This is a genomic window from Cedecea sp. NFIX57 (genome assembly GCF_900177785.1).
GTDB classification, from domain to species: domain Bacteria; phylum Pseudomonadota; class Gammaproteobacteria; order Enterobacterales; family Enterobacteriaceae; genus Cedecea; species Cedecea neteri_C.
The window spans coordinates 24,061-50,506 of sequence record NZ_FXAS01000015.1; the positions used below are offsets into that span (position 1 = coordinate 24,061).

25 protein-coding genes are annotated in these 26,446 nt (G+C 52.5%); 11 read left to right on the forward strand and 14 right to left on the reverse strand.

Going from position 1 to position 26,446, the window contains the following annotated elements:
• Nucleotides 1-36 precede the first annotated feature (36 nt).
• The 4 genes from fhuD (at nucleotide 37) to ymdB (ending at nucleotide 5,921) form a co-directional block, all read left to right on the forward strand.
• The gene (gene fhuD, locus B9Y90_RS14340; protein WP_085541626.1) at nucleotides 37-918 is read left to right on the forward strand and encodes a Fe(3+)-hydroxamate ABC transporter substrate-binding protein FhuD; all 882 of its coding nucleotides are present in this window, start codon (nucleotides 37-39) and stop codon (nucleotides 916-918) included.
• The gene (fhuB, locus tag B9Y90_RS14345; RefSeq protein ID WP_085541627.1) at nucleotides 909-2,846 is read left to right on the forward strand and encodes a Fe(3+)-hydroxamate ABC transporter permease FhuB; all 1,938 of its coding nucleotides are present in this window, start codon (nucleotides 909-911) and stop codon (nucleotides 2,844-2,846) included. Before fhuD ends, fhuB begins: the two co-directional genes overlap by 10 nt.
• A 177-nt stretch (nucleotides 2,847-3,023) precedes the next feature.
• Nucleotides 3,024-5,240 carry a TonB-dependent receptor gene (locus B9Y90_RS14350; protein ID WP_085541628.1) on the forward strand — a complete coding sequence of 739 codons (2,217 nt, stop codon included), beginning with the start codon at nucleotides 3,024-3,026 and terminating at the stop codon, nucleotides 5,238-5,240.
• A gap of 150 nt (nucleotides 5,241-5,390) precedes the next feature.
• Nucleotides 5,391-5,921 carry an O-acetyl-ADP-ribose deacetylase gene (gene ymdB / locus B9Y90_RS14355; RefSeq protein WP_039291781.1) on the forward strand — a complete coding sequence of 177 codons (531 nt, stop codon included), beginning with the start codon at nucleotides 5,391-5,393 and terminating at the stop codon, nucleotides 5,919-5,921.
• Nucleotides 5,922-6,015: 94 nt separating this feature from the next.
• Here the strand turns inward: ymdB and mdoC are convergent, their stop codons facing one another.
• The gene (gene mdoC / locus B9Y90_RS14360; protein ID WP_039291784.1) at nucleotides 6,016-7,176 is read right to left on the reverse strand and encodes a glucans biosynthesis protein MdoC; all 1,161 of its coding nucleotides are present in this window, start codon (nucleotides 7,174-7,176) and stop codon (nucleotides 6,016-6,018) included.
• 295 nt (nucleotides 7,177-7,471) lie between these two features.
• On the opposite strand from mdoC, the gene mdoG reads away from it, so the two are divergent.
• The 3 genes from mdoG (at nucleotide 7,472) to B9Y90_RS14375 (ending at nucleotide 11,860) form a co-directional block, all read left to right on the forward strand.
• Nucleotides 7,472-9,007 (forward strand): glucans biosynthesis protein MdoG, encoded by a 1,536-nt coding sequence (gene mdoG, locus B9Y90_RS14365; RefSeq protein ID WP_139827399.1) that lies wholly within the window; start codon nucleotides 7,472-7,474, stop codon nucleotides 9,005-9,007.
• A complete protein-coding gene (gene mdoH / locus B9Y90_RS14370; protein ID WP_085541629.1) occupies nucleotides 9,000-11,531 on the forward strand; it encodes a glucans biosynthesis glucosyltransferase MdoH in 2,532 nt (843 codons plus the stop codon). The genes mdoG and mdoH overlap by 8 nt, the downstream gene beginning before the upstream one ends.
• A 107-nt stretch (nucleotides 11,532-11,638) precedes the next feature.
• Nucleotides 11,639-11,860, forward strand: a complete 222-nt coding sequence (locus tag B9Y90_RS14375) for a YceK/YidQ family lipoprotein (protein WP_409450381.1) — start codon at nucleotides 11,639-11,641, stop codon at nucleotides 11,858-11,860.
• Nucleotides 11,861-11,863: 3 nt separating this feature from the next.
• Here the strand turns inward: B9Y90_RS14375 and B9Y90_RS14380 are convergent, their stop codons facing one another.
• The gene (locus B9Y90_RS14380) at nucleotides 11,864-12,238 is read right to left on the reverse strand and encodes a MysB family protein (RefSeq protein WP_008453535.1); all 375 of its coding nucleotides are present in this window, start codon (nucleotides 12,236-12,238) and stop codon (nucleotides 11,864-11,866) included.
• A gap of 336 nt (nucleotides 12,239-12,574) precedes the next feature.
• Nucleotides 12,575-13,255: a hypothetical protein gene (locus B9Y90_RS14385; protein WP_139827397.1), complete on the reverse strand. Its 681-nt coding sequence runs from the start codon at nucleotides 13,253-13,255 to the stop codon at nucleotides 12,575-12,577.
• Between the two features lie 288 nt (nucleotides 13,256-13,543).
• Here B9Y90_RS14385 and B9Y90_RS14395 point away from each other — a divergent pair, with 288 nt between their 5' ends.
• Complete coding sequence (locus B9Y90_RS14395; RefSeq protein WP_139827398.1) at nucleotides 13,544-14,383, forward strand: hypothetical protein; 840 nt, start codon at nucleotides 13,544-13,546, stop codon at nucleotides 14,381-14,383.
• A 214-nt stretch (nucleotides 14,384-14,597) separates the two neighbouring features.
• Here B9Y90_RS14395 and mdtG read toward each other — a convergent pair whose 3' ends face one another.
• Both mdtG and B9Y90_RS14405 read right to left on the reverse strand, forming a co-directional pair.
• Nucleotides 14,598-15,824 carry a multidrug efflux MFS transporter MdtG gene (gene mdtG, locus B9Y90_RS14400; RefSeq protein WP_085541633.1) on the reverse strand — a complete coding sequence of 409 codons (1,227 nt, stop codon included), beginning with the start codon at nucleotides 15,822-15,824 and terminating at the stop codon, nucleotides 14,598-14,600.
• Between the two features lie 151 nt (nucleotides 15,825-15,975).
• Nucleotides 15,976-16,899, reverse strand: coding sequence for a Kdo(2)-lipid IV(A) acyltransferase (locus B9Y90_RS14405; RefSeq protein ID WP_039291797.1), 924 nt, complete (start codon nucleotides 16,897-16,899; stop codon nucleotides 15,976-15,978).
• A gap of 225 nt (nucleotides 16,900-17,124) precedes the next feature.
• Between B9Y90_RS14405 and trhO the strand changes: the two genes are divergently transcribed.
• The gene (trhO, locus tag B9Y90_RS14410) at nucleotides 17,125-18,177 is read left to right on the forward strand and encodes an oxygen-dependent tRNA uridine(34) hydroxylase TrhO (protein WP_085541634.1); all 1,053 of its coding nucleotides are present in this window, start codon (nucleotides 17,125-17,127) and stop codon (nucleotides 18,175-18,177) included.
• 32 nt (nucleotides 18,178-18,209) lie between these two features.
• Here trhO and B9Y90_RS14415 read toward each other — a convergent pair whose 3' ends face one another.
• The 9 genes from B9Y90_RS14415 to mdtH form a co-directional block, all read right to left on the reverse strand.
• On the reverse strand, nucleotides 18,210-18,782 hold the full coding sequence (locus B9Y90_RS14415; protein WP_039291805.1) for a YceI family protein: 573 nt from the start codon (nucleotides 18,780-18,782) through the stop codon (nucleotides 18,210-18,212).
• 17 nt (nucleotides 18,783-18,799) lie between these two features.
• Nucleotides 18,800-19,354, reverse strand: a complete 555-nt coding sequence (locus tag B9Y90_RS14420) for a cytochrome b (protein WP_085541635.1) — start codon at nucleotides 19,352-19,354, stop codon at nucleotides 18,800-18,802.
• A 264-nt stretch (nucleotides 19,355-19,618) separates the two neighbouring features.
• Nucleotides 19,619-19,732 (reverse strand): DUF2770 family protein, encoded by a 114-nt coding sequence (locus tag B9Y90_RS14425; protein ID WP_071842723.1) that lies wholly within the window; start codon nucleotides 19,730-19,732, stop codon nucleotides 19,619-19,621.
• Between the two features lie 45 nt (nucleotides 19,733-19,777).
• Nucleotides 19,778-20,899, reverse strand: coding sequence for an N-methyl-L-tryptophan oxidase (gene solA / locus B9Y90_RS14430; protein WP_085541636.1), 1,122 nt, complete (start codon nucleotides 20,897-20,899; stop codon nucleotides 19,778-19,780).
• Between the two features lie 129 nt (nucleotides 20,900-21,028).
• Entirely contained in the window at nucleotides 21,029-21,283 is a 255-nt protein-coding gene (gene bssS / locus B9Y90_RS14435) for a biofilm formation regulator BssS (protein WP_008453527.1), read from the reverse strand.
• Between the two features lie 299 nt (nucleotides 21,284-21,582).
• On the reverse strand, nucleotides 21,583-21,828 hold the full coding sequence (gene dinI, locus B9Y90_RS14440; protein WP_016535825.1) for a DNA damage-inducible protein I: 246 nt from the start codon (nucleotides 21,826-21,828) through the stop codon (nucleotides 21,583-21,585).
• Between the two features lie 71 nt (nucleotides 21,829-21,899).
• Complete coding sequence (gene pyrC, locus B9Y90_RS14445) at nucleotides 21,900-22,946, reverse strand: dihydroorotase (protein WP_085541637.1); 1,047 nt, start codon at nucleotides 22,944-22,946, stop codon at nucleotides 21,900-21,902.
• A 153-nt stretch (nucleotides 22,947-23,099) separates the two neighbouring features.
• Nucleotides 23,100-23,660 carry a lipoprotein gene (locus B9Y90_RS14450; RefSeq protein WP_039291822.1) on the reverse strand — a complete coding sequence of 187 codons (561 nt, stop codon included), beginning with the start codon at nucleotides 23,658-23,660 and terminating at the stop codon, nucleotides 23,100-23,102.
• 98 nt (nucleotides 23,661-23,758) lie between these two features.
• Nucleotides 23,759-24,973, reverse strand: a complete 1,215-nt coding sequence (gene mdtH / locus B9Y90_RS14455; RefSeq protein WP_085541638.1) for a multidrug efflux MFS transporter MdtH — start codon at nucleotides 24,971-24,973, stop codon at nucleotides 23,759-23,761.
• Nucleotides 24,974-25,202: 229 nt separating this feature from the next.
• On the opposite strand from mdtH, the gene rimJ reads away from it, so the two are divergent.
• Nucleotides 25,203-25,793: a ribosomal protein S5-alanine N-acetyltransferase gene (gene rimJ / locus B9Y90_RS14460; RefSeq protein WP_045782036.1), complete on the forward strand. Its 591-nt coding sequence runs from the start codon at nucleotides 25,203-25,205 to the stop codon at nucleotides 25,791-25,793.
• 3 nt (nucleotides 25,794-25,796) lie between these two features.
• Nucleotides 25,797-26,444, forward strand: a complete 648-nt coding sequence (locus B9Y90_RS14465) for a YceH family protein (RefSeq protein ID WP_085541639.1) — start codon at nucleotides 25,797-25,799, stop codon at nucleotides 26,442-26,444.
• Nucleotides 26,445-26,446 lie beyond the last annotated feature (2 nt).

Consider the following 26,446-nt stretch of genomic DNA (forward strand, 5'->3'; position numbering starts at 1 on the left):
TAAAACTTAATTAGAACGATAACTATTGCTATTTATATGGATGTTTCTCTCAGCCGTCGACGCCTGCTGGCGTTTGCTTCTCTGCTGCCTCTGTCGGCAGCGCTTCCCTGCCAGGCCGAAGCGCGCCGCTTTGATACGGGGCGTATTATTGCCCTGGAATGGCGTCCGGTCGAAATGCTGCTGGCGCTCGGGATCGTGCCGATGGCCATTGCCGATAAGCGTAATTATCACCGCTGGGTAGGGGAGCCAAAACTGCCTGATACCGTCGTCGATGTTGGACTGCGAAATGAGCCCAACCGAGAGCTGATGCAGCGTCTCAATCCTTCTCTCTTTTTGATCTCCAAAGGCTTCGGTCCGGCGGAGTCAGATTTAACATCTATCGCGCCTTGCTGGTCCACGGCCTTTAATGACGCTTCTGGCCGCCCGCTGGCGCTGCTGGAAAAAGATCTTTTGAGACTTGGGCAGTTTTTAGGGCGGGAGCAGCAGGCGGTGGAACATCTGGCCCATTTTCATCAGCAAATTGCCGCCACCCGTGCAACGCTGCCGGGCAATTCGAACCCGCTGGTGATGTTTTCATTTCTGGATAGCCGTCGGGTGATGATTTTTGGTCGCAACAGTTTGTTCAATGACCTTCTGGAGCGGCTAGGGATGCGTAACGCCTGGGACGGGAAAACCAATGCCTGGGGCAGCGCCATAGTGGGAATTGAAACCCTCGTCAGGCTGGAAAATGTCACGGCTATTTGCTTTATGCACGGCGATGACGATCCGGTCAAAACGGTGGCGAAATCCGCGCTATGGCAGGTAATGCCTTTCGTGCGTGATGGCCAGTTGCACCTGCTGCCCGCGGTATGGTTTTACGGCGGGAGTTTTTCGGCGCTGCGTTTTTGCCAGCTTCTGCCGGAGGCTCTATGCGCATAATCCTGCTGCTACTCTGTGCCTTCACGCTGTTTTTGACCGGCTATAACTTCCAGCAAATGCTGCCCGCCGATCTCTGGTGGAGAGCGATAACGCTGCCTCAAGTCACCGATGTTTCACAGATGCTGTTTCACTACAGCCTGCTGCCGCGAACCACGCTTGCACTGCTTACCGGCGCCGGTCTGGCGCTGGCCGGTTGTCTGTTTCAGCATATTCTGCGCAACCCTCTGGCCGAACCTGCCACCCTTGGCGTTGCGGCCGGGGCGCAACTGGGGCTGACGCTCGCGACGTTGTTTTTGGCGGGCGCGGGGGAAACCGGCAAACAGCTTGCGGCGCTGGCAGGCGCCATGGCCGTAGGCAGTATTGTGCTCGGGGCTGCCTGGGGGAAACGCATGTCGCCGGTCACGCTGATCCTTGCCGGACTTGTGCTGGGACTGTATTGCGGGGCAGTGAAAAGTTTCCTTGTACTGTTCAACCATGAACGCCTGCAAAACCTGTTTATCTGGAGCAGCGGGATGCTGAACCAGTACGACTGGGCTGGCGTGGAGTTTCTCTGGCCAAGGCTGCTGGCCGTGCTGGTGCTCATCGTCTTGATGATTCGCCCGTTGGGCATGCTGGCCCTGGATGACACCGTATTACGTGGGCTTGGGATGAAGCTGGCCTTAGTGCGAGTGGGCGGTCTATTTTTGGCGCTGCTGTTGAGTTCGATGCTGGTCAGCGTGGTGGGGGTGATCGGGTTTATTGGCCTGTTTGCTCCGGTCCTGGCCGGGATGTTTGGCGTAAGGCGCCTGTTGCCCAAGCTTCTGGCTTCGATGGCGACAGGGGCATTGTTGCTGTTACTGAGCGATCAACTGGTTATTTGGGTGGGAAGCTATTGGCAAGAGTTGCCAACCGGCGCCGTGACGGCGCTGGTGGGGGCACCGTTAATGCTGTGGTTATTGCCTCGGTTGCGGCATCAGCGTCTGGCGGCTTCTGATGATACTAGTACGGTTGCGGAACGCAGATTGTCTCTCGTTACTGTGTTACTGATTACTGCGGGTTTGGCGCTGGTGGCCTTACTGGCGCTGGGTGTTGGGCGGGAAAGTGCAGGCTGGTTTATCGGCATACAAGAAATGTGGCAGTGGCGCTGGCCGAGAGTGCTGTCGGCGCTTGCCGCAGGTGCAATGCTCGCGGCGGCGGGTACGCTGGTGCAAAAAATGACCGGCAATCCGATGGCCAGCCCTGAGGTGCTTGGCGTGAGTTCCGGCGCGGCCTGCGCCATCGTGTTATTGATATTTCTCGTCCCCGGCGACGTCAGCGCCTGGCAACTGCCGGCAGGCTTTGCCGGTGCGGCACTCACGCTGCTGGCGATGCTCGTTTTAGCCCGCACCGGGCTTGCGCCAGGAAGGCTGTTACTGACCGGTGTGGCGCTAAGTACCGTCTTTGCCACGCTGCTCACTCTTTATCTGGCAAGCGGCGATCCGCGCAGCGGTTCGGTCCTGACGTGGTTATCGGGCTCCACCTGGAAAGTTACCGGGCAGCAGGCACTGGTGAGCGGGGGGATGGCGCTGGCGCTGATTGGGCTTACGCCATTGGTACGTCGCTGGCTCGCAATACTGCCGCTGGGCGGTGAAGCTGCTCAGGCGCTGGGCGTAGCCCTGAGCCGATCGCGCATCAGTATTCTGGTGCTGGCTGCCGGGTTAGTCGCTGCAGCAACGCTTTGCGTGGGGCCACTAAGTTTTGTTGGCTTGATGGCACCCCACATGGCGAGAATGCTCGGCTTCCGCCGTGCGATGCCTCAGCTTATTGTGGCGATAGCTATCGGGGCCGGGCTGATGCTTTTGGCCGACTGGCTGGGCCGAAGCGTTATCTTCCCGTTCCAGATCCCGGCGGGATTGTTAGCCACGTTGTGTGGTGCGCCGTACTTTATCTGGCTGTTACGCAAAGCGTGATGGGTAATTAAAGCAGGCTCGTTCCGGACGCGCCTGCGGTTTGAATTCTCATCTATTTACCCGATCAGGTGAATGTCTCCCAGGCATTTTTCTTGCAATTTTTAATCACAAAACGATAATCACGATCAAAATCATAATCGTTCTCATTAATTGTTTTTATTTTACCAGGAAATTTCAATGCCTCACCAACCCTCTTGTCAGGCCGGGTTTAAACCGCGCCTGATCGCCGCGTTGATCGCTGCCGCTTGCCTGCCTGTTGCCGCTGCCCCACAGGAAAATCCTCAGCCAAAACCTTCGGCCAAAGAAGAAACTATTACCGTTACGGCGACCCCGGATACAGAGTTCCGCGAGGGCGGCAACGAGCTGGTGCCTACTTACCTGGATGGGCAGGTGGCCAATGGCGGCCGGCTGGGTATGCTCGGTGAGCAGGATGCACGCAACGTGCCGTTCAACATCATCGGCTATACCTCAAAAATGATCGAGGATAAGCAAGCCAATACCATCAGCGACATTATCCGCAATGACGCGACTATTCAGCCCGTGCGCAGCTACGGCAACTTCGGCGAATCCTATCGCGTGCGGGGTTTTCTGTTAGACGGGGATGATATTTCTTACGGCGGCCTGTATGGCGTATTGCCGCGGCAGATCACCAGCACGGCTATTGCCGAGCGTGTCGAGGTGATTAAAGGCTCAACGGCCTTCCTGAATGGCGTGCCCCCAGGTGGTTCTGGCGTCGGTGGGGCCATCAATATAGAGCCCAAGCGTGCAGGAAGTGAACCACATACCCAACTTGGCGTCGACTACACCGGGCGGTCACAGGTTGGCGGTTCCCTGGATACCGGCCGCAGGTTTGGGGATGACGACCAGTTTGGCGCCCGCGTTAACCTGCTGCATCGTGAAGGCGAGAGTGATGTTCGCGGACAGAAGAACAGAACGTCGCTGGCAAGCGTTGGGCTGGATTACAAAGGCGACAGGCTGCGGACCTCGTTCGACGGCGGCTATCAGAAAATGACGGTACATAATGGCCGCATCGGGGTGGGTGTTGGGGCCATTACGCAGATGCCTGATGTACCAGATAACCGCACAAACTACGGGCAGCCGTGGGTTTATTCAGATATGAGCTCTCGCTTTGCCGCGCTACACAGTGAGTATGATGTGGCGAGCAGTTGGACGCTTTATGGCGCGCTGGGCACCAGCGAAACCGACGAACGCGGTAATTACAGTGTACCTAAGTTTGTTGATAACAATGGCAATACCAGCCAGACTCGTCTGTCTACGCGATACATAGCCGATGTTTTCTCCGGCATGGGCGGCGTGCGGGGGAAATTTGATACCGGCTTTATCGGCCACAGCGTCAACCTTGGCTATTCTGGCGTTTACCGTAAAACCCGCGCGGCCTACACCATGTCATCCAGTAAAACTGCCGTCGGAAATAATATCTACGATCCATCTTATCTCGACCTCAGCCGTTTCCCGACGGTCGCTTCCGGCAGCAACATGGACGATCCAACCCAGCGGAGCCGCACGATAACAAGCGGTGTTTCGCTGTCTGATACGCTCTCCGCGCTGGACGATAAAGTCTTGTTGACCGTGGGCGCTCGCCGCCAGGACGTGCGGGTTCGTAACTATAGCTATACCGGTGTGGAAGATCCTAAAACACGCTTTGATGCTTTCAAGGTTACGCCGGTTTATGGTCTGGTGGTGAAGCCGTGGGAGCCGGTTTCTTTCTATGCAAACCACATTGAAGCGCTGCAGCCTGGGCCTACGGCAACGTCCAAGGCCACCAATGCCGGAAACGTGGTTGGCGTTGTGCAGTCGAAGCAGAACGAAGTGGGCATGAAGGTGGACTTCGGCCGCGTGGGCGGCAGCCTGGCGCTGTTTGAGATCAAAAAGCCGGTGGGGATGCTCGACAGCAACAATCTGTACGGCCTGTATGGCGAACAGCGCAGCCGCGGCATGGAACTGAACGTCTTTGGTGAGCCAGTGTACGGTGTGCGCCTGTTGGGCAGCGCCCTGTGGCTTCAGCCAGAGATGGTTAAGACTAACGGTGGGACAAACGACGGCAAGGACGCGATCGGCGTTCCGCGTTACTCCTGGTCCGTGGGCGGCGAGTGGGATCTGCCGTGGGTGCAGAATCTGACTGCGACGGGAACGCTGATCCGCACCGGGTCACAATACGCTAACGTCGACAACAGCGTTAAGCTGAACGGCTGGACTCGCCTCGATCTCGGTGTGCGTTATAGCATGAAGGTTAACGAGCAGACGCTGACCTGGCGCGCCAACGTCGAAAACGTCACTAATGAGAAATACTGGGCCTCTGTCGACGACAGCGGGGCGTATATTACGCAAAGCGACCCACGCACGCTGAAACTTTCCATGACTGTTGATTTCTAATCCAATAACAAATGCCCCGTGAAGGCGGGGTTTTTTGTGGCTGATATCCGGACATTTTCAAAAGTTGAAATGTCCGGAAACGATAATAGTCATGTACGCGCCCCGTCTGACGAGAATAGACTACGGCAAAGTACAGTTGGAGAATGGTTAATGAGTGAACGCATACAGGTTGTCCAGGGCGACATCACGCAGATTGAGGTCGATGTGATAGTCAACGCGGCAAACCCTTCGCTAATGGGCGGTGGGGGAGTGGATGGAGCGATTCATCGCGCCGCCGGCCCTGCGCTATTGGAAGCCTGTAAAGCGGTACGCCAGCTGCAGGGCGAATGTGCCCCGGGCCAGGCGGTGATCACCGAGGCCGGGAACATTCCGGTAAAAGCTGTGATTCACGCCGTGGGGCCGGTCTGGCACGGCGGCGAGCAGAACGAAGCCGAGCTTTTGGAACTGGCCTACCGCAACAGCCTGGATTTAGCTGCCGCTAACGGCTACCGATCAATTGCTTTTCCGGCAATCAGCACCGGTGTGTATGGTTTTCCAAAAGCGCAGGCCGCGCGCATAGCCTGGGATGTCGCTTACAAATACATTGGTATACGCCCTCTGCCGGAGCGCGTGGTATTTGTCTGCTTTGATGATGAGAACACACAGATTTATCAGCAGATTGCGGCTGAATGTCATAAATAAATCACGACATTTTCATAAAAAATCCATCTGCGGCGGCTATGATTCCTGGCGCAGAGGTAGCAAAGGCCGGTGTTTATACCCGGCCTTTCGTGTGTTATCCCGCAAATGATTGTGGCGAAGACGTCTTCTCCTTCGGTTTGCCTGAAAACAAGAAGCGAAGCAGGGGAATACGCAGGTGCAGCTCGTAAAGCAGCAGCGCAATGCCGACGACAAAGACCAGTCCGCTGAAGAAGCCTAAAATATTGGACGTGATGTGCGGCGTGATAAACGCGCCGAAGAACAGCGTGAGCGGATGGTGTACCAGATAAATAAACAGCGATGCATTAACGAAATAGGTCACTCGCGCGGATTTAAAGTTCAGCATTTTATAACCCAGCGAAAACACGACGTTGACCATCCATAGCCCCATCAGCATGGTGATCACGCTTTCTGTTTCGTACATCCAGGCATCGCCGCTGCCGTAGCGCTGGTTTAATAAATAGGCGGCAAACGCAAAGACCGCGCCCACCTGGCTCCAGCGTGAAGGGGTGGTGAACAGGATTTTCAGCGACTCGCGCTTGAACGTCAGCGCGCCAAGCATAAAGAATGGCAGATAAAACAGCGTTTGCATTACCACAAAATTAAACAGCCCGTCGCTTAATAACGGCGCGTGGATAATAAAAATAGTCCGGCGAATTGCGGCATATAAAATACCGAAGCCGAGAAATAAAAGTGAGAGTTTTCCCAGGGTGATTGGTGAATTATTATTCTGTTCGTTTCTAATTATAAAATTATTAATTTTTTGAAACAAAACCATGCCCAGGGTCGTTAATATCACCAGGACCAGTAAAAACCACAGGTGAGAGACAAGTTCCCACACCAGCGTATTGTATTTTTGATAGCCGGTGAGCGTATGCCACAGGCCAGCTTTATCGTTGATGTACTGCAGCATCATGAACTGAGGCAGCGTCAGTAGCGGTATCGCGGTGAGCATCGGGATGCCGACCCGCTCTACGCGCACGGTCCACCAGCGTTTCAGCGGGTAGCGTAGAAATAACATGTAGGAAAAATAGCCAGAAATAACGAAGAAAACCTGCATACGAAACGCGTGAATAAAGTCATTAAATAGCGTCAGGCTTGCAGAAGGCATCGCGCTATTCACGTGCCAATGATGGCTCGAATAGATGAGCGAAATGTGGAACGGGATGCCCAATAGCATCAACCATGCCCGGATAGAATCCAGGAAAAACTCACGTTGTTGCGGTGCTTTACTCATAGTACTCCAGACATTTTCAGACTATTCGTCTTATCCTTAAGACCCTATCCCATCAGGCTAAAAGTCCAGTTCAGTCTACATATTCGTGGCAACCCTACACTAAGCATGTCATCCTGTCGCCAGGATGAACTCTTAAAGCGTAAGCAGTTGTCTTTATTTTGCTTAAACCCTGAGCCAGCACGCTGAACAAAGCGGTGATTTGGTTGTCGGAAAGCAAAACTTTCCATTAAAATGGATAGATTGATTTAAGCACACAAAGGGGGATGTGCTGGTTAATATGAAACATAAAGCAAATATGATGAAAGTGTCCTGGCTTGGCGCTGCGGTAATGTTGTCCCTTTATACCACCTCGGTTTGGGCGTTCACTATCGACGATGTCGCAAAACAGGCGAAAACCTTAGCGGGCAAGAGCTACGAAGCACCGAAAAGCAACCTGCCTTCGCAATTCCGCGAGATGAAATACGCGGACTACCAGCAGATCCAGTTTAATCACGACAAAGCTTACTGGAACAACATCAAGACCCCATTCAAGCTCGAGTTCTACCATCAGGGTATGTACTTCGACACGCCGGTAACCATCAACGAAGTGACCGCCACCGCGGTGCATCAGATCAAATACAATCCGGACTATTTTAACTTCGGTGATGTAAAGCACGATAAAGACACCGTAAAAGATCTCGGTTTTGCCGGGTTCAAAGTGCTCTATCCGATCAACAGCAAAGATAAGAACGACGAAATTGTCAGCATGCTCGGAGCGAGTTACTTCCGCGTGATTGGCGCCGGCCAGGTGTATGGCCTGTCTGCCCGAGGTCTGGCGATTGACACCGCGTTACCGTCTGGCGAAGAGTTCCCTCGCTTCCGCGAATACTGGATTGAACGTCCGAAACCAACGGATAAAACGTTAACCCTGTATGCACTGCTTGATTCCCCACGAGCGACCGGGGCTTACCGTTTTGTTATCACCCCAGGGCGCGATACCGTGGTGAACGTACAGTCAAAAGTTTACCTGCGTGACAAAGTGGGCAAACTGGGCGTCGCGCCGCTGACAAGTATGTTCCTGTTTGGGCCAAACCAGCCTTCACCAACCACGAACTTCCGTCCGGAGCTGCATGACTCTAACGGCCTGTCTATTCATGCCGGTAACGGTGAATGGATTTGGCGTCCGCTGAACAACCCGAAACACCTGGCCGTCAGCTCTTATGCCACGGAAAACCCGGTCGGTTTTGGCCTGCTGCAGCGTGGCCGTCAGTTCTCTCGCTTTGAGGATTTAGACGATCGTTACGATCAGCGCCCTAGCGCGTGGGTTGCGCCGGTCGGTGATTGGGGCAAAGGCCGAGTAGAGCTGGTTGAAATCCCAACCAACGACGAAACGAACGACAACATCGTTGCTTACTGGACGCCGGACCAACTGCCGGATCCGGGCAAAGAGATGAACTTTAAGTACACCATCACCTTTAGCCGCGACGAAGACAAAATGCACGCGCCGGATAACGCGTATGTACTGCAAACTCGTCGTTCTACCGGGGATGTGAAGCAGTCTAACCTGATCCGCCAGCCGGACGGCACCATCGCGTTTGTGGTGGACTTTACCGGGGCGGACATGAAAAAGCTGCCAGCCGATACGCCTGTCACCGCACAGACCAGCATTGGCGATAACGGTGAGATCGTTGACAGCCAGGTGCGCTATAACCCGGTCAACAAAGGCTGGCGTTTAACGCTGCGCGTGAAGCTGAAAGACGAGAAGAAGACAACGGATATGCGTGCTGCGCTGGTTAACGGCGAGCAGACATTGAGTGAAACCTGGAGCTACCAGCTGCCTGCCAATGAATAAGTCTACTGAATTCTCGCCCGACTACATTGAAGCACTCCCGCTTTCTGCTGAGCAGAAGGCGGGTCTGCCTGCCTCTGACCTTCAGGCGGTGCATGAGGCGCTTGATGCGCAGCATCACCATTTTGAACGTGCGGATGATTCTCCTCTGGCCTCGGTAAAAGCTCGCCTTGAGGCGAGCTGGCCGGGTTCCCTCGGCGGCGAACAGCTGATTACCGATGATGAAGGGCGCACTCAGCTTCAGGCCATGCCGAAAGCGACGCGTGCTTCTATGTTCCCGGACCCGTGGCGGACCAACCCGATTGGCCGCTTCTGGGATCGCCTGCTTGGGCGCGAAACAAAGTCTAAGTTCGCGTCTAAAGAAGAAGAGGCCTCTGAGCAGAAATGGCGTACCGTCGGCACCATCCGTCGCTACATTCTGCTGATCCTCACGCTGGCACAAACCGTGGTCGCGACCTGGTATATGAAGACGATTCTTCCGTATCAGGGTTGGGCGCTGATTAACCCGGCGGACATGGGGGGCCAGGATCTGTGGGTCTCCTTCATGCAACTGCTGCCGTACATCCTGCAAAGTGGCATCCTGATTTTGTTTGCGGTGCTGTTCTGCTGGGTCTCAGCGGGTTTCTGGACCGCGCTGATGGGCTTCCTGCAGTTGCTGATGGGCAAAGACAAATACAGCATTTCTGCGTCAACGGTCGGGGATGAGCCTATCAACCATGAGCACCGCACCGCGCTTATCATGCCGATTTGTAATGAAGACGTCGATCGCGTGTTTGCGGGCCTACGTGCGACGTGGGAATCCGTCAAAGCCACCGGGCAGCAGGCGCACTTCGATGTGTATATCCTGAGCGACAGCTACAACCCGGATATCTGCGTTGCGGAGCAAAAAGCCTGGATGGAGCTGATTGCGGAAGTGCAGGGCGAAGGGCAGATCTTCTACCGCCGCCGTCGTCGCCGCGTGAAGCGTAAAAGCGGTAACATCGATGACTTCTGCCGTCGTTGGGGTAACCAGTACAGCTACATGGTGGTGCTGGACGCCGACTCCGTAATGAGCGGTGATTGCCTGACTAACCTCGTGCGTCTGATGGAAGCGAACCCGAAGGCCGGTATTATTCAGTCTTCGCCAAAAGCCTCCGGCATGGACACGCTGTATGCGCGCTGCCAGCAGTTTGCTACTCGCGTTTACGGGCCGCTCTTTACCGCGGGTCTGCACTTCTGGCAGTTGGGAGAATCCCACTATTGGGGCCACAACGCCATTATTCGCGTTAAGCCGTTCATTGAACACTGTGCGCTGGCGCCGCTGCCGGGTGAAGGTAACTTTGCCGGGTCAATTCTTTCCCATGACTTCGTCGAAGCCGCGCTGATGCGCCGTGCCGGCTGGGGCGTGTGGATTGCTTACGATCTGCCTGGTTCATATGAAGAACTGCCGCCGAACCTGCTGGACGAGCTGAAACGCGACCGCCGCTGGTGCCAGGGCAACCTGATGAACTTCCGTCTGTTCCTGGTGAAAGGGATGCACCCGGTTCACCGTGCGGTGTTCCTGACCGGCGTCATGTCCTACCTGTCTGCCCCGCTGTGGTTTATGTTCCTGGCGCTGTCGACCGCGCTGCAGGTTGTCCACGCGCTGACCGAGCCGCAATACTTCCTCCAGCCGAGACAGCTGTTCCCGGTCTGGCCGCAGTGGCGTCCTGAGCTGGCGATCGCGCTGTTTGCTTCAACCATGGTTCTGCTGTTCCTGCCTAAGCTGCTGAGCATCATTCTTATTTGGTGTAAAGGCTCTAAAGAGTATGGCGGCTTCCTGCGAGTGACCTGTTCACTGCTGCTTGAAGTGCTGTTCTCCGTGCTGCTGGCGCCGGTGCGCATGCTGTTCCACACCGTGTTTGTGGTCAGCGCGTTCCTGGGTTGGGAAGTGGTCTGGAACTCGCCGCAGCGTGACGATGACTCTACGCCGTGGGGTGAAGCCTTTATGCGCCACGGCTCTCAACTGCTGCTGGGCCTGGTCTGGGCAGTGGGCATGGCGTGGTTGGATCTGCGCTTCCTGTTCTGGCTGGCACCGATTGTCTTCTCACTGATTCTGTCGCCGTTCGTTTCCGTGTTTTCAAGCCGGGCGAGCCTCGGCCTGCGCACCAAGCGCTGGAAGCTGTTCCTGATCCCGGAAGAGTATTCCCCGCCGCAGGTGCTGGTGGACACCGAGAACTATCTGGAGCTGAACCGCAGCCGTACGCTGGACGATGGCTTTATGCACGCTGTGTTTAACCCGTCGTTTAACGCCCTGAGCACGGCGATGGCCACGGCTCGTCACCGTAAGAGCCTGGTGCTGGAGATTGCCCGTGACCGCCACGTTGAGCAGGCGCTGAACGAAACGCCGGACAAACTCAATCGTGACCGCCGCCTGGTGTTGCTGAGCGACCCAATGACCATGTCGCGCCTGCATTACCGCGTCTGGGCGAACCCGGAGCGTTATTCCTCCTGGGTTGATAGCTACAAGAAGCTGAAGCTCAACCCGCTGGCGCTGACGGCAAAATAAGGCCGTAATAAAGTGAGATGCCGACCTCAGGGTCGGCATTTTTTTGCCTTTTATCCGACGATGGTTATACTCAGCGCGTTCTGAACAGGAGTGCATGTGTGGGTAAAATAATTGCGGTACTGATGATGGCCTTTCTGCTGAGCGGCTGCGGCAGCATTATCAGCCGGACGGTGCCGGGGCAGGGGCACGGAAACCAGTATTACCCCGGCGTGCGCTGGGATGTACGCGAGGGCGCATGGCGCTATATTACCGTGCTCGACCTGCCGTTTTCGCTAATCTTTGACACTTTACTCTTGCCGATTGATGCCAGCCACGGGCCTTATGAATAACGACTAGCGCTCATCCCACTCGTCTGCCGCCGTGCGACCTTCTTCGGTGTCCAGCGGCGGCTCGAGCTGAAATTCACCTTCGTCCCATTCGTGCAGCGTATTCTCTTCCAGCCACTCCTGGCGCAGCTCAATCTCATCGAAATCACCGTCAAACACGCTTTGCGCCGCTTCACCGCTGAGCATAGGCAGGCATTCGCCTTCCTCGCTGTCGTCGGTAAAGAACTCGGCCTGCCACATGATGTCGCCATCCTGCAAAACGTACTTCTGGAAATTGAATTGCTCGACGCTGGCGCTCTCTTCATCCACGCTCGGGTTATCGGCAAGATACTGCTCCCGCGCGGCATCAATGGCTTCTTCCAAGGTTGCATACATGCTCATGGTTATCTCCTTTAATCACATCAGAATGGGCGTAAAAGAATGTATAGATGGCGATAAGAAAGCTGTCAAAGCAGGTTGAATCTGGATGGACGACTTAGTATGAGTTCTATGAATATTCGTCCGTATGAATAAAAAATTTGTTCAGTGATAACAGATTCACTGACAGCAAAGATAGAAGCGTGTATTAAACGTGAATTACCGGTAGGGTTTATTAGTAAAGAAGAAATGAAAGACGGGTACAGAAACTGCCAGTCCTGAATACTTAGAACAGATGCTGGCAGTTTATGAGGGAACTATAGCTACTATTAATCAACTTTTTTGAGTGTGATATAGATATTAATGATCAAATATTTCATTGTATTTGAAAGTTATAAATGGATCTAATAATAAAGATATACCATCAAGTCTTCCTAAAAGAAGTTTTGTTCTAAGATTTATGTTTTTAATCTCTTTGCTATTATCAGCACCTTGTTGAATGTTGTCAATATTAAAAAGAATTACTCTAGCAGTTTTAGTTATCTTCACAAGTCTTGAATCGATGGCTTCAAAATGTATTTCTTTTTTGAATTTTATGTTCCAGTGGGAGAATGACATATACAAAACGGTAGTTTTTACTATTGAGTTTAAGTATTCATTTATATAATCCTTTGCGGTGCCTAATAATATTTTATCGTTGGCGAAATTTTTAGTATCTTTTATTTGCTCTATGACTGAGTAAAGTTTAGCCAATCCTAAATATAGACTTGATAATTCATCCAAAAATTCTTCTGTACGCTTAAAGGATTTTTCATTAACTTTTGAATTGATCCATTTATTAACTTTGAACGCTGACCACAAAGCTAACATGAAAGCAGATATAGCTACTAAAGCAGATACCCCTGGTGCCGTAACTCGTTTAGGATCTTTATAGACAATCCAGTTGAATATTACGGTTACCAGTATTCCAGAGAAAAACCACAATACATGAGATAACTTAAACTCATCACGGAGTTTCTTTAATTTAGATTTAATTTTCATTTGTAAAAATCACGAAGTAAAAAGGAGAGTATTTTACTATGGACAGTTTTCGAGAGCAACTTCGTAAGGATATAACGTCAACTACTAAAAATAGTAGTAACGCTCTTAAGAAGAAGATCCACAAGTTCATCGGCAAGTTTACGATAACAGATCAAGGGTATTGTGATTACGATATAGAAGAATCAAATCCATTCCTTCTAAAATTCTCCAGGAACGATTTTGGAGGGTTTAACGGAATAATGCAGCAGTATTTCAGTTGGTGTAAGATAATCGCTTGCAGGGGCTTATGTGAATTCTGTGGTGATTATGATGAAGCGAGTATTAAACTTTTTAAGGCCGTATATATTAAAATATTATGTAGCTTTCTTTTGTGGTGGTGTCGTTTGGATGTTCCTTGATGTGTATCTTACTAAAGGGATAGATGCTTCTTTTGTTAGTGCAGTTATGGATACAGTATTGGCTATTGGTGCCTGTTATGCAGGCTATAAAGCTAAACAGATTTGGGATGAGAAAGGTAAAGATGTTGGTCATAAGCATGTAATGAAAATACTAACTGAAGTAGTTCCTACTATGCAAGTATCCTCATCAATATTATATAACATTAAGTTGATGGAAATTTACATGGGGGATATTAAAAGAGAGTATGGCAGTGATTACTCTTCACTTGAAGATGCAATAAACAATAAGAGACTGGCTATAAAAGAAATGCTTTCATTAGTTGATAAGATTAAATCTTCATCAATTGATGAAATGAATAGATTAAATGATATATGTATTAATTTAATATCTCAGATTAATATGTGTGGTATATCTACCAGTGAGAGTGTTGCTGGACAGATGTTTAAATATCAGGTTAATAAGTATAATGACTTCACTAGGGAATTAATGAGTTGTTGCTATGAAATAAATTCAGCATTGCATTTTTTTAAAAGTTCTCATATATACAATATGCATGGTGGAAATTATGATCGCATGGATCATTTTATGAGTATTATTAATATGAATATTTTTGATCTTGCCCTTAGTAGGTTTAGTAAACTTATGGATATTGATGAAGAGCTTAAAGATAATCTTAATAAAATGAAAGAGGGTAAGTTGAAACCTTCTGATTATTTTGATTTTTCATGATTCAGTAATTTCAGAACTGATTAGGGTTTTGTCGAAAAATTTGAAAGGTATTCTAATAAAAAAGGAAGTCGAGGTTTCCCTCTATGGCCTTTTTTAAAAGTTGAAAACTGCAGTACATGCTCATGCCCACCTCCCTGTGGTAAAGGCCAGCGCGCGGCCGCTCGGTGATTTTCCGCGAATTGTTGACGCTGTTGGCAAATCTGCAAGTCGAGATTTATTCCCCCGGAATACGAACTCGCTCGGCAGGCTGGCGCAGCGTCATCCACGAATAAAGCGCGTTAAACAGCACCACGCTGGCGGTGACCAGGAATACGGTGCGGAAGCCGTAGCTGGCGGAAACGGCGGCGCCGAGCAGCGGGCCGGTGACGTTGCCAATATCGCGGAAGGACTGGTTATAACTGAAGATGCGCCCAGAGATCTGGCTGGAAGAGTTATAGACCAGCAGCGTTTGCACGGCGGGGAGGAGCGCCCCGTCGGCGGCACCCAGCAAGAAACGTAAGATCCCGAGCTGCCAAGGGTTTTGTACCAGCGACATAGGAATAAGCAGCAGAACGGAGATCGTCAGTGCGCCAATCAGGATCTTTTCCGGCCCGATGCGATCGCCCAGCTTACCGAGTCTTGGGGCACTGATCAGCGCTGCTACGCCGGGCACGGAAGCAATCATCCCGCTGATAAACGCCAGGTTGCTGACGTTTCCGGCGAGATCGCGTACGTAGAGCGTTAAAATCGGTGCGATAGAGCCAGTGGCGACCTGGATAATCATCGTGGTGACAAACAGGCTCAGCACCAGGCGAGGATTTTTCAATGAGGTCAGCACCTGGCGGGCGTGCAGCATGTCTTTTTTGGAAACTGGCGTGAATGACTCGCGAATAAAAAACAGCGTCATCACGAAGCAGATAAACAGCACCAGCGAGGTGATAAAGAACACCGAGCGCAGCCCGTAGCTGTCCGCCATCAGGCCGCCCATCAGTGGGCCTAATAGCGCGCCGCTGACTGCTCCGGTAGACAGCGTGCCGAGTGCCCAGCCGCTTTTATGGCGCGGTATCTGGGTGGCGATCAGCGCGTTGGCATTCGGCACAAACCCACCGAGCAGGCCGAGCAGAGCCCTAAGTGCCAGAAATTGCCAAATGTTTTGCGCGAGGCCCATCAGCAGCATGACGATAGACATGCCAAGCGCGGAACGCAGCAGCATCAGTTTTCGGCCTTTGCGGTCGGCAAGCCCGCCCCAGAAAGGGGATGCTACGGCTGAAAACAGGAAGGTAATGCTAAAGACCAGCCCGGACCACATGTTCAACTGGCTGTGGCCGGTGACCCCGAGTTGCTCAACGTAAAGCGGGAGGAAGGGCATGACCAGGCTGAAGGCCGCGCCGGTCAGGAAGCAGCCAACCCAGACGACGGCCAGATTACGCTTCCAGTTGATAGTGCTGTCAGGGGGAGTCATACCGCTCCGTAGTTGCCAGGGCCAAAAAGAAGAGGGGAAATTATTACTCTGCTAATTATGCGCCTGTTGGCAGTGGGCTGGCAAATCAAAGGGCTTTTTCGATCAAACGAGTGGCAAAAAAATAGCCGCCTGAAAAGGCGGCCGTCAGGCGTTATTTGTAGCGGTCCGGCATTCCTTCCGGGCGAGTCTTAAATCGGCGATGCAGCCACATATATTGCTCTGGCGCCATCAGGATGCACTTTTCTACAATTTTGTTCATCCAGCGCGCCGTCTCCTCGGGGCTTTCAAGTGGCGGGTTAAGCTCTGGCTCTATAATCGTCAGCTCGTAGCCTTTGCCGTCTGGCAGACGACGAGGAACAAAGGGCACGGCGCAGGCGCCGGAGAGTTTGGCGAGTGTGTAGGTTCCCGTCGTGGTCGCGGCTTGTTCAACGGCGAAGAATGGCACAAATTCGCTGCCTCTCGGGCCGTAATCGTGGTCCGGCGCGTACCAAATAATGTCGCCATTTTTCAGCGCGCGGATCATGCCTTTCAGGTCTTTGCGGTCAATCATGCTTTTATTGGAACGCATGCGTCCCCAGGTCTGCAGCCAGTCGAGCAGCGGATTGTCATTGGGGCGATACACGCCGATGCCTGGCGTTTTAATGCCGAAGATACGGGCACCCAACTCCAGCGTCAGGAAGTGAATGCCAATCAGTAAAATGCCCTGGCCGGTTTTCTCGATGCCTTTAACGATCTCGACCCCTTCGTAGTGGCACCATTTATTGATGCGCTCCGTAGACCAGAACCAGGCCATGCCGGTCTCAATCAGCCCCATGCCGACGGACTCGAAGTTGGCGACCACCATTTGCTCACGTTTTTCCTCGCTCATGTCCGGGAAGCAGAGCTCAAGGTTGCGGTAGGCTATTTTTGCGCGACGTTTCATCAGGCGTTTTGCCAGCCGGCCCAGCCCGCAGCCGATGCGATAAAGTACCGGGTAGGGGAGTTGCACCAGCAGGTATAAAAAGCCGATACCCAACCAGGTGAGCCAGTAACGCGGGTGCAGCAACGCACGAGAGAATTGCGGTAAGTTCGTCATGTAAAACCTTTGTGACGGCAATTGCCGTATCTTCTAATCATTCCATTGTGGCATTTTTTGGCGCATAGCCAAAATTCGCGGCGTCGGAGTGCCTGATATTTCATCGATTGTTGCCGCGAATACCTTTGAGTGAGCAAAATGTAGCGTAAAACGTGGGGATGTAAATAAGCGTTATTTGCTTTATGATGCAGCCCACTTTTTTTCCAACGATTGCGAGCGAACACCATGCCAGTGTTACACAACCGCGTATCGAATGAGGAGCTGCGCGAGCGCATGCTTGCCGAAACCGAGCCGCGCACGACCATCTCATTCTACAAATATTTTTCTATCGAAACGCCGCAGGCGACCCGTGATGCGCTGTACCAGCTGTTCCTGAGCCTCAATGTGTTTGGCCGCGTCTATCTGGCGCATGAAGGGATCAACGCTCAGATTAGCGTCCCGGAAAGCCGTGTTGATGCCCTTCGTGAGGCGATTTACACTTTTCACCCGGCTTTAAATAATCTGCGCCTGAATATTGCGCTGGAAGATGACGGCAAATCCTTCTGGGTGCTGCGCATGAAGGTACGCGACCGTATCGTCGCTGACGGTATTGACGATCCTACGTTTGACGCAAGCGACGTGGGGGAATATCTGAAAGCAGCCGAAGTGAATGCGATGCTCGACGATCCAAGCGCGGTATTTATCGATATGCGTAACCACTACGAATATGAAGTGGGGCACTTCGAGGATGCCGTCGAAATTCCGGCCGACACCTTCCGTGAGCAGCTGCCGAAAGCCGTAGATATGATGCAGGATGACAAAGAGAAGAAAATTGTCATGTATTGCACCGGCGGCATTCGCTGTGAAAAAGCCAGCGCCTGGATGCGCCATAACGGCTTCAAAAATGTGTATCACATTGAAGGCGGGATTATTGAATATGCACGCCGCGCGCGTGAGCAAGGGCTACCGGTGCGCTTTGTCGGGAAAAACTTTGTTTTCGATGAGCGCATGGGCGAACGTATTTCTGACGATGTGATCGCCCATTGCCATCAGTGCGGGACGCCGTGCGACAGCCATACCAACTGCAAAAATGACGGCTGCCACCTGCTGTTTATTCAGTGTCCGGCCTGCGCTGAGAAATTCTCTGGCTGCTGCAGTGAAGTTTGCCGTGATGAGCTGGCGCTATCTCCAGAAGAACAGCGTCGCCGCCGGGCGGGGCGCGAAAACGGGAATAAGATCTTCAATAAATCTCGTGGGATGCTGAATACCACGCTGGGTATTCCTGACCCAGAGAAGTAATAAAATTCCCCCGGTTCGCCGGGGGAGTATTTTTACTGACGCACGCCTTCGACAGAAATGATCAGGTCAACGTCCTGAGAAGCCGGCCCCAGATCCTGAGTAATATTGAACTCCTTCAGCTTAATTTTACCTTCGGCCTCAAACCCCGCGCGCACGCCGCCCCACGGATCGTTACCCTGACCAATCAGCTTAGCTTTGAGCGTGACCGGCTTTGTCACGCCGTTTAGCGTCAGGTTGCCGGTAATATCCAGCGTTTCGCCATCTTTCTTCACTTCCGTTGAGGCGAAGGTCGCCTGTGGGAACTTCGACACGTTGAGGAACTCTGCGCTACGCAGGTGTTTGTCACGCTCGGCATGGTTGGTATCCACGCTGGTGGTATTGATGGTGACGTTAACTTTATCTGCCGCAGGGTTTTGCTCGTCGAAGGTAAAGCTGCCGTCAAAATCGCGGAAGGTGCCGTACAGCCAGCTATAACCGAGGTGTTGAATGCGGAAATTCACAAACGCATGCTGCCCTTGTTTATCAATTTTATAGTCAGCGGCCACGGCAGAGCCGGTGGTGAATAACAGAGCGCCTAAGGTGGCTCCCAGCAGGATTTTCTTCATTGTCTTACTCTCCATAGTTAACGGGATGCTTTCCCGAGCATGCGCTTGAGGGTGGCATCTTTATCTAGAAAATGGTGCTTTAAGGCCGCGAGGGCATGTAGTACAGACACAATCACTACGGTCCATGCCAGCCAGAGATGAACTGTCCCGGCAAGGTCGGCCTGTGCCCCGAAGTCCGTCAGCGTGGCGGGCACATCGAACCAGCCAAAAACACTAATAGGTTTGCCGTCGGCGGTTGAAATCAGATACCCGCTCAGCAAAATGGCGAACAGTAATGCATACAGCAAAATATGTGCAGTCAACGCGCTGATGCGTGTCAGGCGTGAATAACTTTTTAACGGTGGCGGTGGAGGCGATATAAAACGCCAGAGAATACGAATCACAAGAGCAGACATTAACAATATGCCGATGCTCTTATGTATTTCTGGTGCTTTATGATACCAGACGTCGTAATAGCCCAGCGTCACCATCCACAGTCCGAGTGCAAACATGCCGTAAACCGTGGCGGCGACAAGCCAGTGAAGCAGAACCGAAAAATGTCCATAGCGTTCGGGTGAGTTTCGCCATTGCATATTTATGCGTCCATGTGTTTCCTACAGAAGCTAAAACATAGGCGTTCTGTTAACAGCAGATCAACATAAATATTCTTATTTCGATATATATTTATTGTATGTCTGTTTTTTTGAATAACACTTGCGACATGTGTTCAATAGCGTCGAATGAATATGATTGTTTTTAACTGGAATGAATATTGATTGGCAGTTAATTATTTGCGATAAAACTATATTTAATTAATTTTACGTCAATAATTGTCAATATAACGTGCGTGTGAATAATTAAAAGAAATAAATATAAGCCAGATCGAGAAGCGCAAGCATTGCCCAGAGGAAAAGATACAGAATAAAGTGTTCGCGAATATTGTTGGTTAAAAATTGAATAAAGCGAATCATGATGGCCCCGGGTAAAAGTGGCGGAATGCCCGCCACTCGGGGATTCTACGCCGTTTTGAAGCGAGAAAGTACAAACGGGGATAAATCAAAGGCAGGTTTTTGACCCAAAGCAAACTGGCAGGCAATTTCGCCCAAAACGGAGGCGAATTTGAACCCGTGTCCGCTCAGCCCGGTAATGATCAGGGTGTTGTCATGGCCGGGGAGGGTATCAATGATGAAATCTTCATCCGGTGAATTGTGATAGGTGCAGGCTTTGCCGTGCAGGCAGCAGCCGATGCCGGGTAAAAATTCGCGCAGGAAGGGAAAGACTTCGGACCCATCGCTGGCGACAGCGCCAAAGGGTTTACGCTGCTCGGGTGAGTCAATCAACTGCCCGCCGTTGTGCTTACCCAGCTTCAGTTCGTTATCTTCCGCCGGGAAGCCGTAATACTGATCGCCGTTGGGGGTTTCTGCGGTAAACGCCGGGAATTTGTTGTTCTCGCTGTAGCGTCCATCGGCCTGGTGCCAGGCAAAGATCTTGCGAACCGACGCGATCGGCAGGTCCGGCAGCAGTTTGGTGACCCAGGTGCCCGCGCTGACCAGCAGTTTGCTCCCGTGATATTCACCTTCTTCAGTGACAACAGTCACACCTTCATTGTCGTGGCGGATTTCCGTCACCTTGCAGTTAAAGAGCTGAGCGCTGCCCCCTTGTTTAGCAAGGTTGATGTAGGTCTCGATGGCTAGCTCGCTTTTCAGCACGCCCGAGTCCGTCTCAAACAGGCCGACGTAGTTTTCAGGCACCGCAATCTCCGGCCAGCGGGCGGCAATGGCGGCAGCGTCCAGCGTTTCAACCGGCAGGGCAAATTTCTCTGCGCTGGAGGCGACATTGCGAATAAAGGGCGAATCAGCTGGCCCCAGGTTAATGACCCCGGTGCGATGAAAGAGCTTCTCGCCGCTGGCTTCAGCCAGGGCATCCCACAGTTTTTGTGCTCGCAGGACCAACGGGACATATTTTTCACCTTCGCCATAAGCATGGCGCATCAGGCGGGTGTCGCCGTGGTGGCTGCCCTGATCGTGCGGCGGGTGGCCGCTGTCGATCATCAGTACCTTCAGGCCCGAGTGTGTGGCATAGCAGCCTGCGGCGGCACCGACGGAGCCGCTGCCGACAATGATGAGGTCATAGTTCATAAACTTTTCTCTGTGGAAAATTATCTGTAGCAGGGTAATTAATTCACCGGAACGATGCAATTGACGGTGACGCTTAAAATAAAAAAGGCACCCCGTTGGGTGCCTGTGGCCATTGTTAAGCATGTGTCGTCAATGCTTGCGATAATCGCTTTCCTGGTAATCACTGGATTCAATTTTGGCTATCCCGGCCTCAAGGATGGAAATAAATTGCCGGGCGACATCGGTGGTCAGCCAGAGCGTCTGGCCTATCTCGGTTTCATCGTGCTTCTGATTATTGGATGTCAGGTAATGCAGGCGCAGCATCATGGCGTCGTAGCTGTCGACGGTGCTGATATCCCATCCGACGAGGGGATGAGTCTGAATAACATCACTATTTTTTTCCATCATAACCCCTTTTATACGTGTTTAAAGACAACGGCTAGTGAGGTTCATGCGTGATTTATCGTGAAGCGACTTAAGTATATCAATACTACGGCCTTCATGGGGATGAAATAATTACCTGGTAACACTTTTTCCGCATTATTCAGGAAAAACGAACAATAAATCGACAGGCTATTTCGAAGTAATGAGAAAGAAAGGCAGGAAAGACTTTGGTGGTGTTTAAAAAGTAATCAAGTCGACGAGGGGAATAAAAAAACCGGATGGCGACACCCGGCAAAAAAGTACCAACATACTTGAGGGTATTAGTCGGCAGAGAACCAATCGTCAGCGCTTTCCCAGGTTTCCTGGAGGATCTCGCTGATTCGCGTTTTATCTTCTTTGGCACCGCCCAGCACGGAGAGATTATTGCCTGAGGCATAACGTACCTGCACTTCGCTGCTGGTGTCGGGGAAATGTTGATTGATACGGCGGGAAAGCTCACTGGCAAGGGCGTCGATAGCCCCTGGCGGCAACGGTGTGGTTTTGGCTATAGTCACTTCAATACGCATAACGACCCCCTGTATAATATACTGGATATTTATACAGGTTAACTTTCCAGTAAGCAACAGGGGGGGGAAATTTAGCCTTTAACCGACCAGACGACTTCTTCACCCGCCAGGAACGGTACGATGCTGTCGTCACCGGCTTCAATCAGCTCCGGCATTTTCTCAGCGACGCGAATCAGTTCGATATGATCTTCATTGACCGGCAGGCCGTAGAATCGCGGGCCGTTCAGCGAAGCGAAAGCTTCAAAATGCTGCAGCGCGTTCATTTCTTCGAATACCGTCGCATAGGCACCCAGCGCGGAAGGCGCGTTAAAGCAGCCGGCGCAGCCACAGCTGGCTTCTTTGCGATGGCGGGCGTGAGGCGCAGAGTCTGTACCCAGGAATACGCGATCGCAGCCGCTGGCAACCAGTTCGCGCAAGGCTTCCTGGTGGACGCTGCGTTTCAGGATAGGCAGGCAGTACAGATGCGGGCGAATCCCTCCCACCAGCATGTGGTTGCGGTTAAACATCAGGTGCTGAGGTGTGATAGTCGCGCCAATCAGCGAGTTACCTTCTTTCACATACTGGGCGGCATCTTTGGTGGTGATATGCTCAAACACCACTTTCAGATCAGGCAACTGGCGACGCAGCGGCTCCATGACGGTTTCAATAAAGCGCGCTTCGCGATCGAAAATATCGATGTCAGCATGGGTGACTTCGCCGTGCACCAGCAGCGGCATGCCAATTTTCTGCATACGCTCAAGCACTGGCAGGATGGCTGTGGTACTGGTTACACCGTGAGCGGAGTTAGTTGTGGCGTTCGCCGGGTAAAGCTTGGCGGCGGTAAATACGCCCTCATTGAACCCGCGTTCGACTTCGTTGGGATCCAGCGTGTCGGTCAGGTAGCAGGTCATCAGCGGTTCAAACTTTTGCCCGGCCGGGACAGCATCGAGAATGCGCTGGCGATAAGCGATAGCGGCATCCACGCTGGTAACAGGAGGCACAAGATTGGGCATGACAATCGCACGGCCATAGGTCTGACTGGTGTAAGGCACCACGGTTTTCAGCATCTCACCGTCACGAAGGTGAATATGCCAGTCATCTGGGCGGCGGATTTTTAATACCTGAGGTAATGCGGTCATCAATGTGCTCCGGCGTGAGAGGGAAATCAGTCATCAAGGGCTGGTTTTATGCCGGGCACTAAGGATAAGGGGAAACGTTATCGTTTGCACCCCTTATGTTGTACATGTTGCACAAAACCCTCAGAGCGCAGAAACGGCTCTGAGGGAGAGGGGCTATTCCGTTAACGGAATGATTATCTCACCGGGTTTGACTTCAATGCCTTTGGCATATTTCTTCGCCAGCGACTCACCTGTGCTGCGATCTTCGCTCAGGATATAAGCAGGCTGTTGATTGAAGTAGCTGCGCAGGGACTGATTAAGATAAGGGATCATGGTCTGCAGCACGGTCTGCATTTTTTGCGGTTCGACCTGAGCATCAACCACCTCCATTTCCTGCAGGTAGATGGCACCTTGCTCTTTATTGAACACCGGCAGCGCTTTCAGCTTGAGCTTCAGGATGGCCTTCTGGTTACCAAACAGCGACGTCATGTCGAGATTGGCATCACCGGTCAGGGTAATTTTATTCGGCTCTTCCCGTCCAATCTGGCTGACTAAATGGGTTAACACCACATGGGCTTCAGCCACGCCGGGCAGGCCAATGTCCTTGGAGAAGTTATTGTGTTTTTCCAGCGACTGGTTGATTTCCTGTTCACTCACGCTGTACTGCGTTAACTGGTTGCATCCGGCGAGCAGGCCGCTGAGCATCAATGCTGCGGCAAAAACAATCTTCTTCATAGGCTTCCTCAAAATAGCGGCTCCAATGCCGTGCCTTGTTTTATCAGCATAATGCGGCACGGCGGGAGCGGCTACCGGAAAAAGACGATAAGAGAAAATTATCCCTGACCGCCGGGCTCCAGCATCGTTGGCTCAACGGGTCTAAGGCTAAACTGCCACCACAGGGCAGCAAGGGTGATACAGCCGATGATGCCGAGCATGGCCCAGGGTAATTCTGGCTGCTGCAGGGCTTTCCCTGCGTCAAACAGCCAGCCACCGCCGGTGTAACCTAGCGCGCCGCCCAGCGACAGGCCCAAACGACTGAATCCCATGTAGCTGCCGCGTGCTCGGGCATCCGCCAGCGAGGCGCTTAGTGTTTCCCGAGCGGGCTCAGCGATGATTGAGCCGATGTAGAAGGTACAAATCAGGGCGAAAAGCTGCTGTAAGTTGGACGCCAGGCCAATAGGCATCAGGCTCACCGTCATCAGCACCAGACCTGCCATTAAGCGTTGCTCCAGGCGGAAGCGCTTTTCACTCCAGCGAGCGATAGGGTAGAGCAACGTCAGCGAAAGCGCGGCTTCAATGGCGTACATCCATTTTACCGCCGACGCGGTACCGGCAATATCATTGACCATCAGCGGCAGCATCAGCATGACCTGCACCGCCAGCATGTAATAGCCGGTTAGCGTCAGGACGTAGGTAATAAAGCGTTTATCACGGAACACACGGCCCATACCTTCGCGCATTGGGGTGCGAATAGTGGAAAGCTTATAGGCCGGCAGCAGCCAGGCGTTCAGCGCCGCGCAAAGGACAAACATTACGGCGCCGACGGCACAGACCAGACGGAAGTCGTACTGCAACAACCAACTGCCCAACAGAGCGCCGATCACCGCGCCGGCGCTGTCCTGCATCATCAGAATTGAGAAGAAGCGGCCGCGGTGCTGAGGGCGAACCAGTTTGACGACCAACGCCGAGCGGGGCGGATCAAACAGCGTCCCGCCAATGGCGGAGAGCAGGCAGGAAAGCCAGAGCATCCAGGGTTCCGTGGCAATACCCATGGTGACAAACCCTGCGGCGCGTAGCAGCATGCCGGTGACAATCATCGGTTTAGCGCCGAGTCTGTCGGCAATTGCGCCGCCGAAGACACCCAGCCCCTGCTGGATAAATTGACGTAGGCCCAGGGCAATGCCGACCATCAAAGCGGCCCAGCCCAACTGGTCAACGAAGCGAATGGAAATCAAAGGGAAGACAACGAAAAAGCCCAATACCACTAACATGTTATCAAGCAGCAGGAAATATTTACCCAGGCTCCTTGCCTGCGCCACCCGCGACATCTCCCCTCCAGGGAACTTAATTAAACGCGACAAGTACTTATTCTCGCTTGCCGTCCGGGCTTTTAATACCTGATGCAGGACAATATTTTTTTATCGTGCAACGAGTTTGATTCAAGGCTTTCATCGAAAAAAGTGATGTTGCGTCATGTTGTTGTTTTCACACGGCGGGCAGGCGCAGGTATAGTAACAAGATGAGCCCCGTCAACCGGGATGAAGGAGTGGGATAAACATGTTTGGCTACCGCAGTAACGCACCTAAAGTTCGCCTGGTGACTGACCGACTGGTGGTGCGTCTGGTTCATGAGCGAGATGCCTGGCGTATGGCAGATTACTACACCGAAAATCGTCAATTCCTGAAACCCTGGGAACCCATTCGGGATGAGAGCTACTGCTATCCTTCGGGCTGGCAGGCAAGGCTGGGTATGATTAGTGAAATGCACAAGCAGGGAAGTGCCTACTATTTTGCGCTGCTCGACCCGGAAGAAAAAGAGGTCATCGGTGTGGCTAACTTTTCCAACGTCGTGCGCGGCTCGTTCCATGCCTGCTATCTCGGTTACTCCATCGCTGAAAAATGGCAGGGGCAGGGGTTGATGTACGAGGCGCTGACCAGCGCCATTCGCTATATGCAACGTAGCCAGAATGTCCATCGTATTATGGCCAACTACATGCCGCATAATCAGCGCAGCGGCGATTTGCTGGCGCGTCTGGGCTTCGAAAAAGAGGGCTACGCAAAGGATTATTTGCTGATTGATGGCGTATGGCGGGATCACGTTCTCACCGCGCTGGTCAATCAAGACTGGACCCCAGGTCGTGGAGTTTAAAAGATGAAATATCAGTTAACGGCGATTGAAGCCCGCGTTATCGGCAGCTTGCTGGAAAAACAGCTCACTACGCCAGAACAATATCCGATGTCCGTCAACGGCGTGGTCACCGCCTGTAATCAGAAAACAAACCGTGAACCGGTGATGGATCTGAAAGAGCATGAAGTCCAGGACACGCTGGACGGGCTGGTAAAAGGGCATTATTTGCGAACCGTCAGCGGGTTTGGCAACCGAGTGACAAAATACGAGCAGCGTTTTTGCAACTCAGAGTTTGGCAATTTAAAGCTAACGCCAGCGGAAATTGCGGTGGTCACAACTTTGCTGCTGCGTGGAGCACAAACGCCAGGTGAGCTGCGCAGCCGTGCCGGAAGAATGTTTGAGTTCACCGATATGGCGCAGGTAGAAGCGACGCTGGAAGAGCTGGCCAGCCGTGAAGACGGGCCGTTTGTCGTGCGTCTGCCGCGAGAGCCCGGTAAACGCGAAAGCCGCTATATGCATCTTTTTAGCGGTGAGGTTGAGGCGCAGATGGCCCAGGAGCAAAGTGCCAGCCCGGTTGCAGACGATCTCAGCGTGCGAGTGGGCGCGCTGGAGGCTGAAGTCGCCGAACTAAAACAGCGCCTGGATTCCTTGTTGGCACATTTGGGAGATTAAGG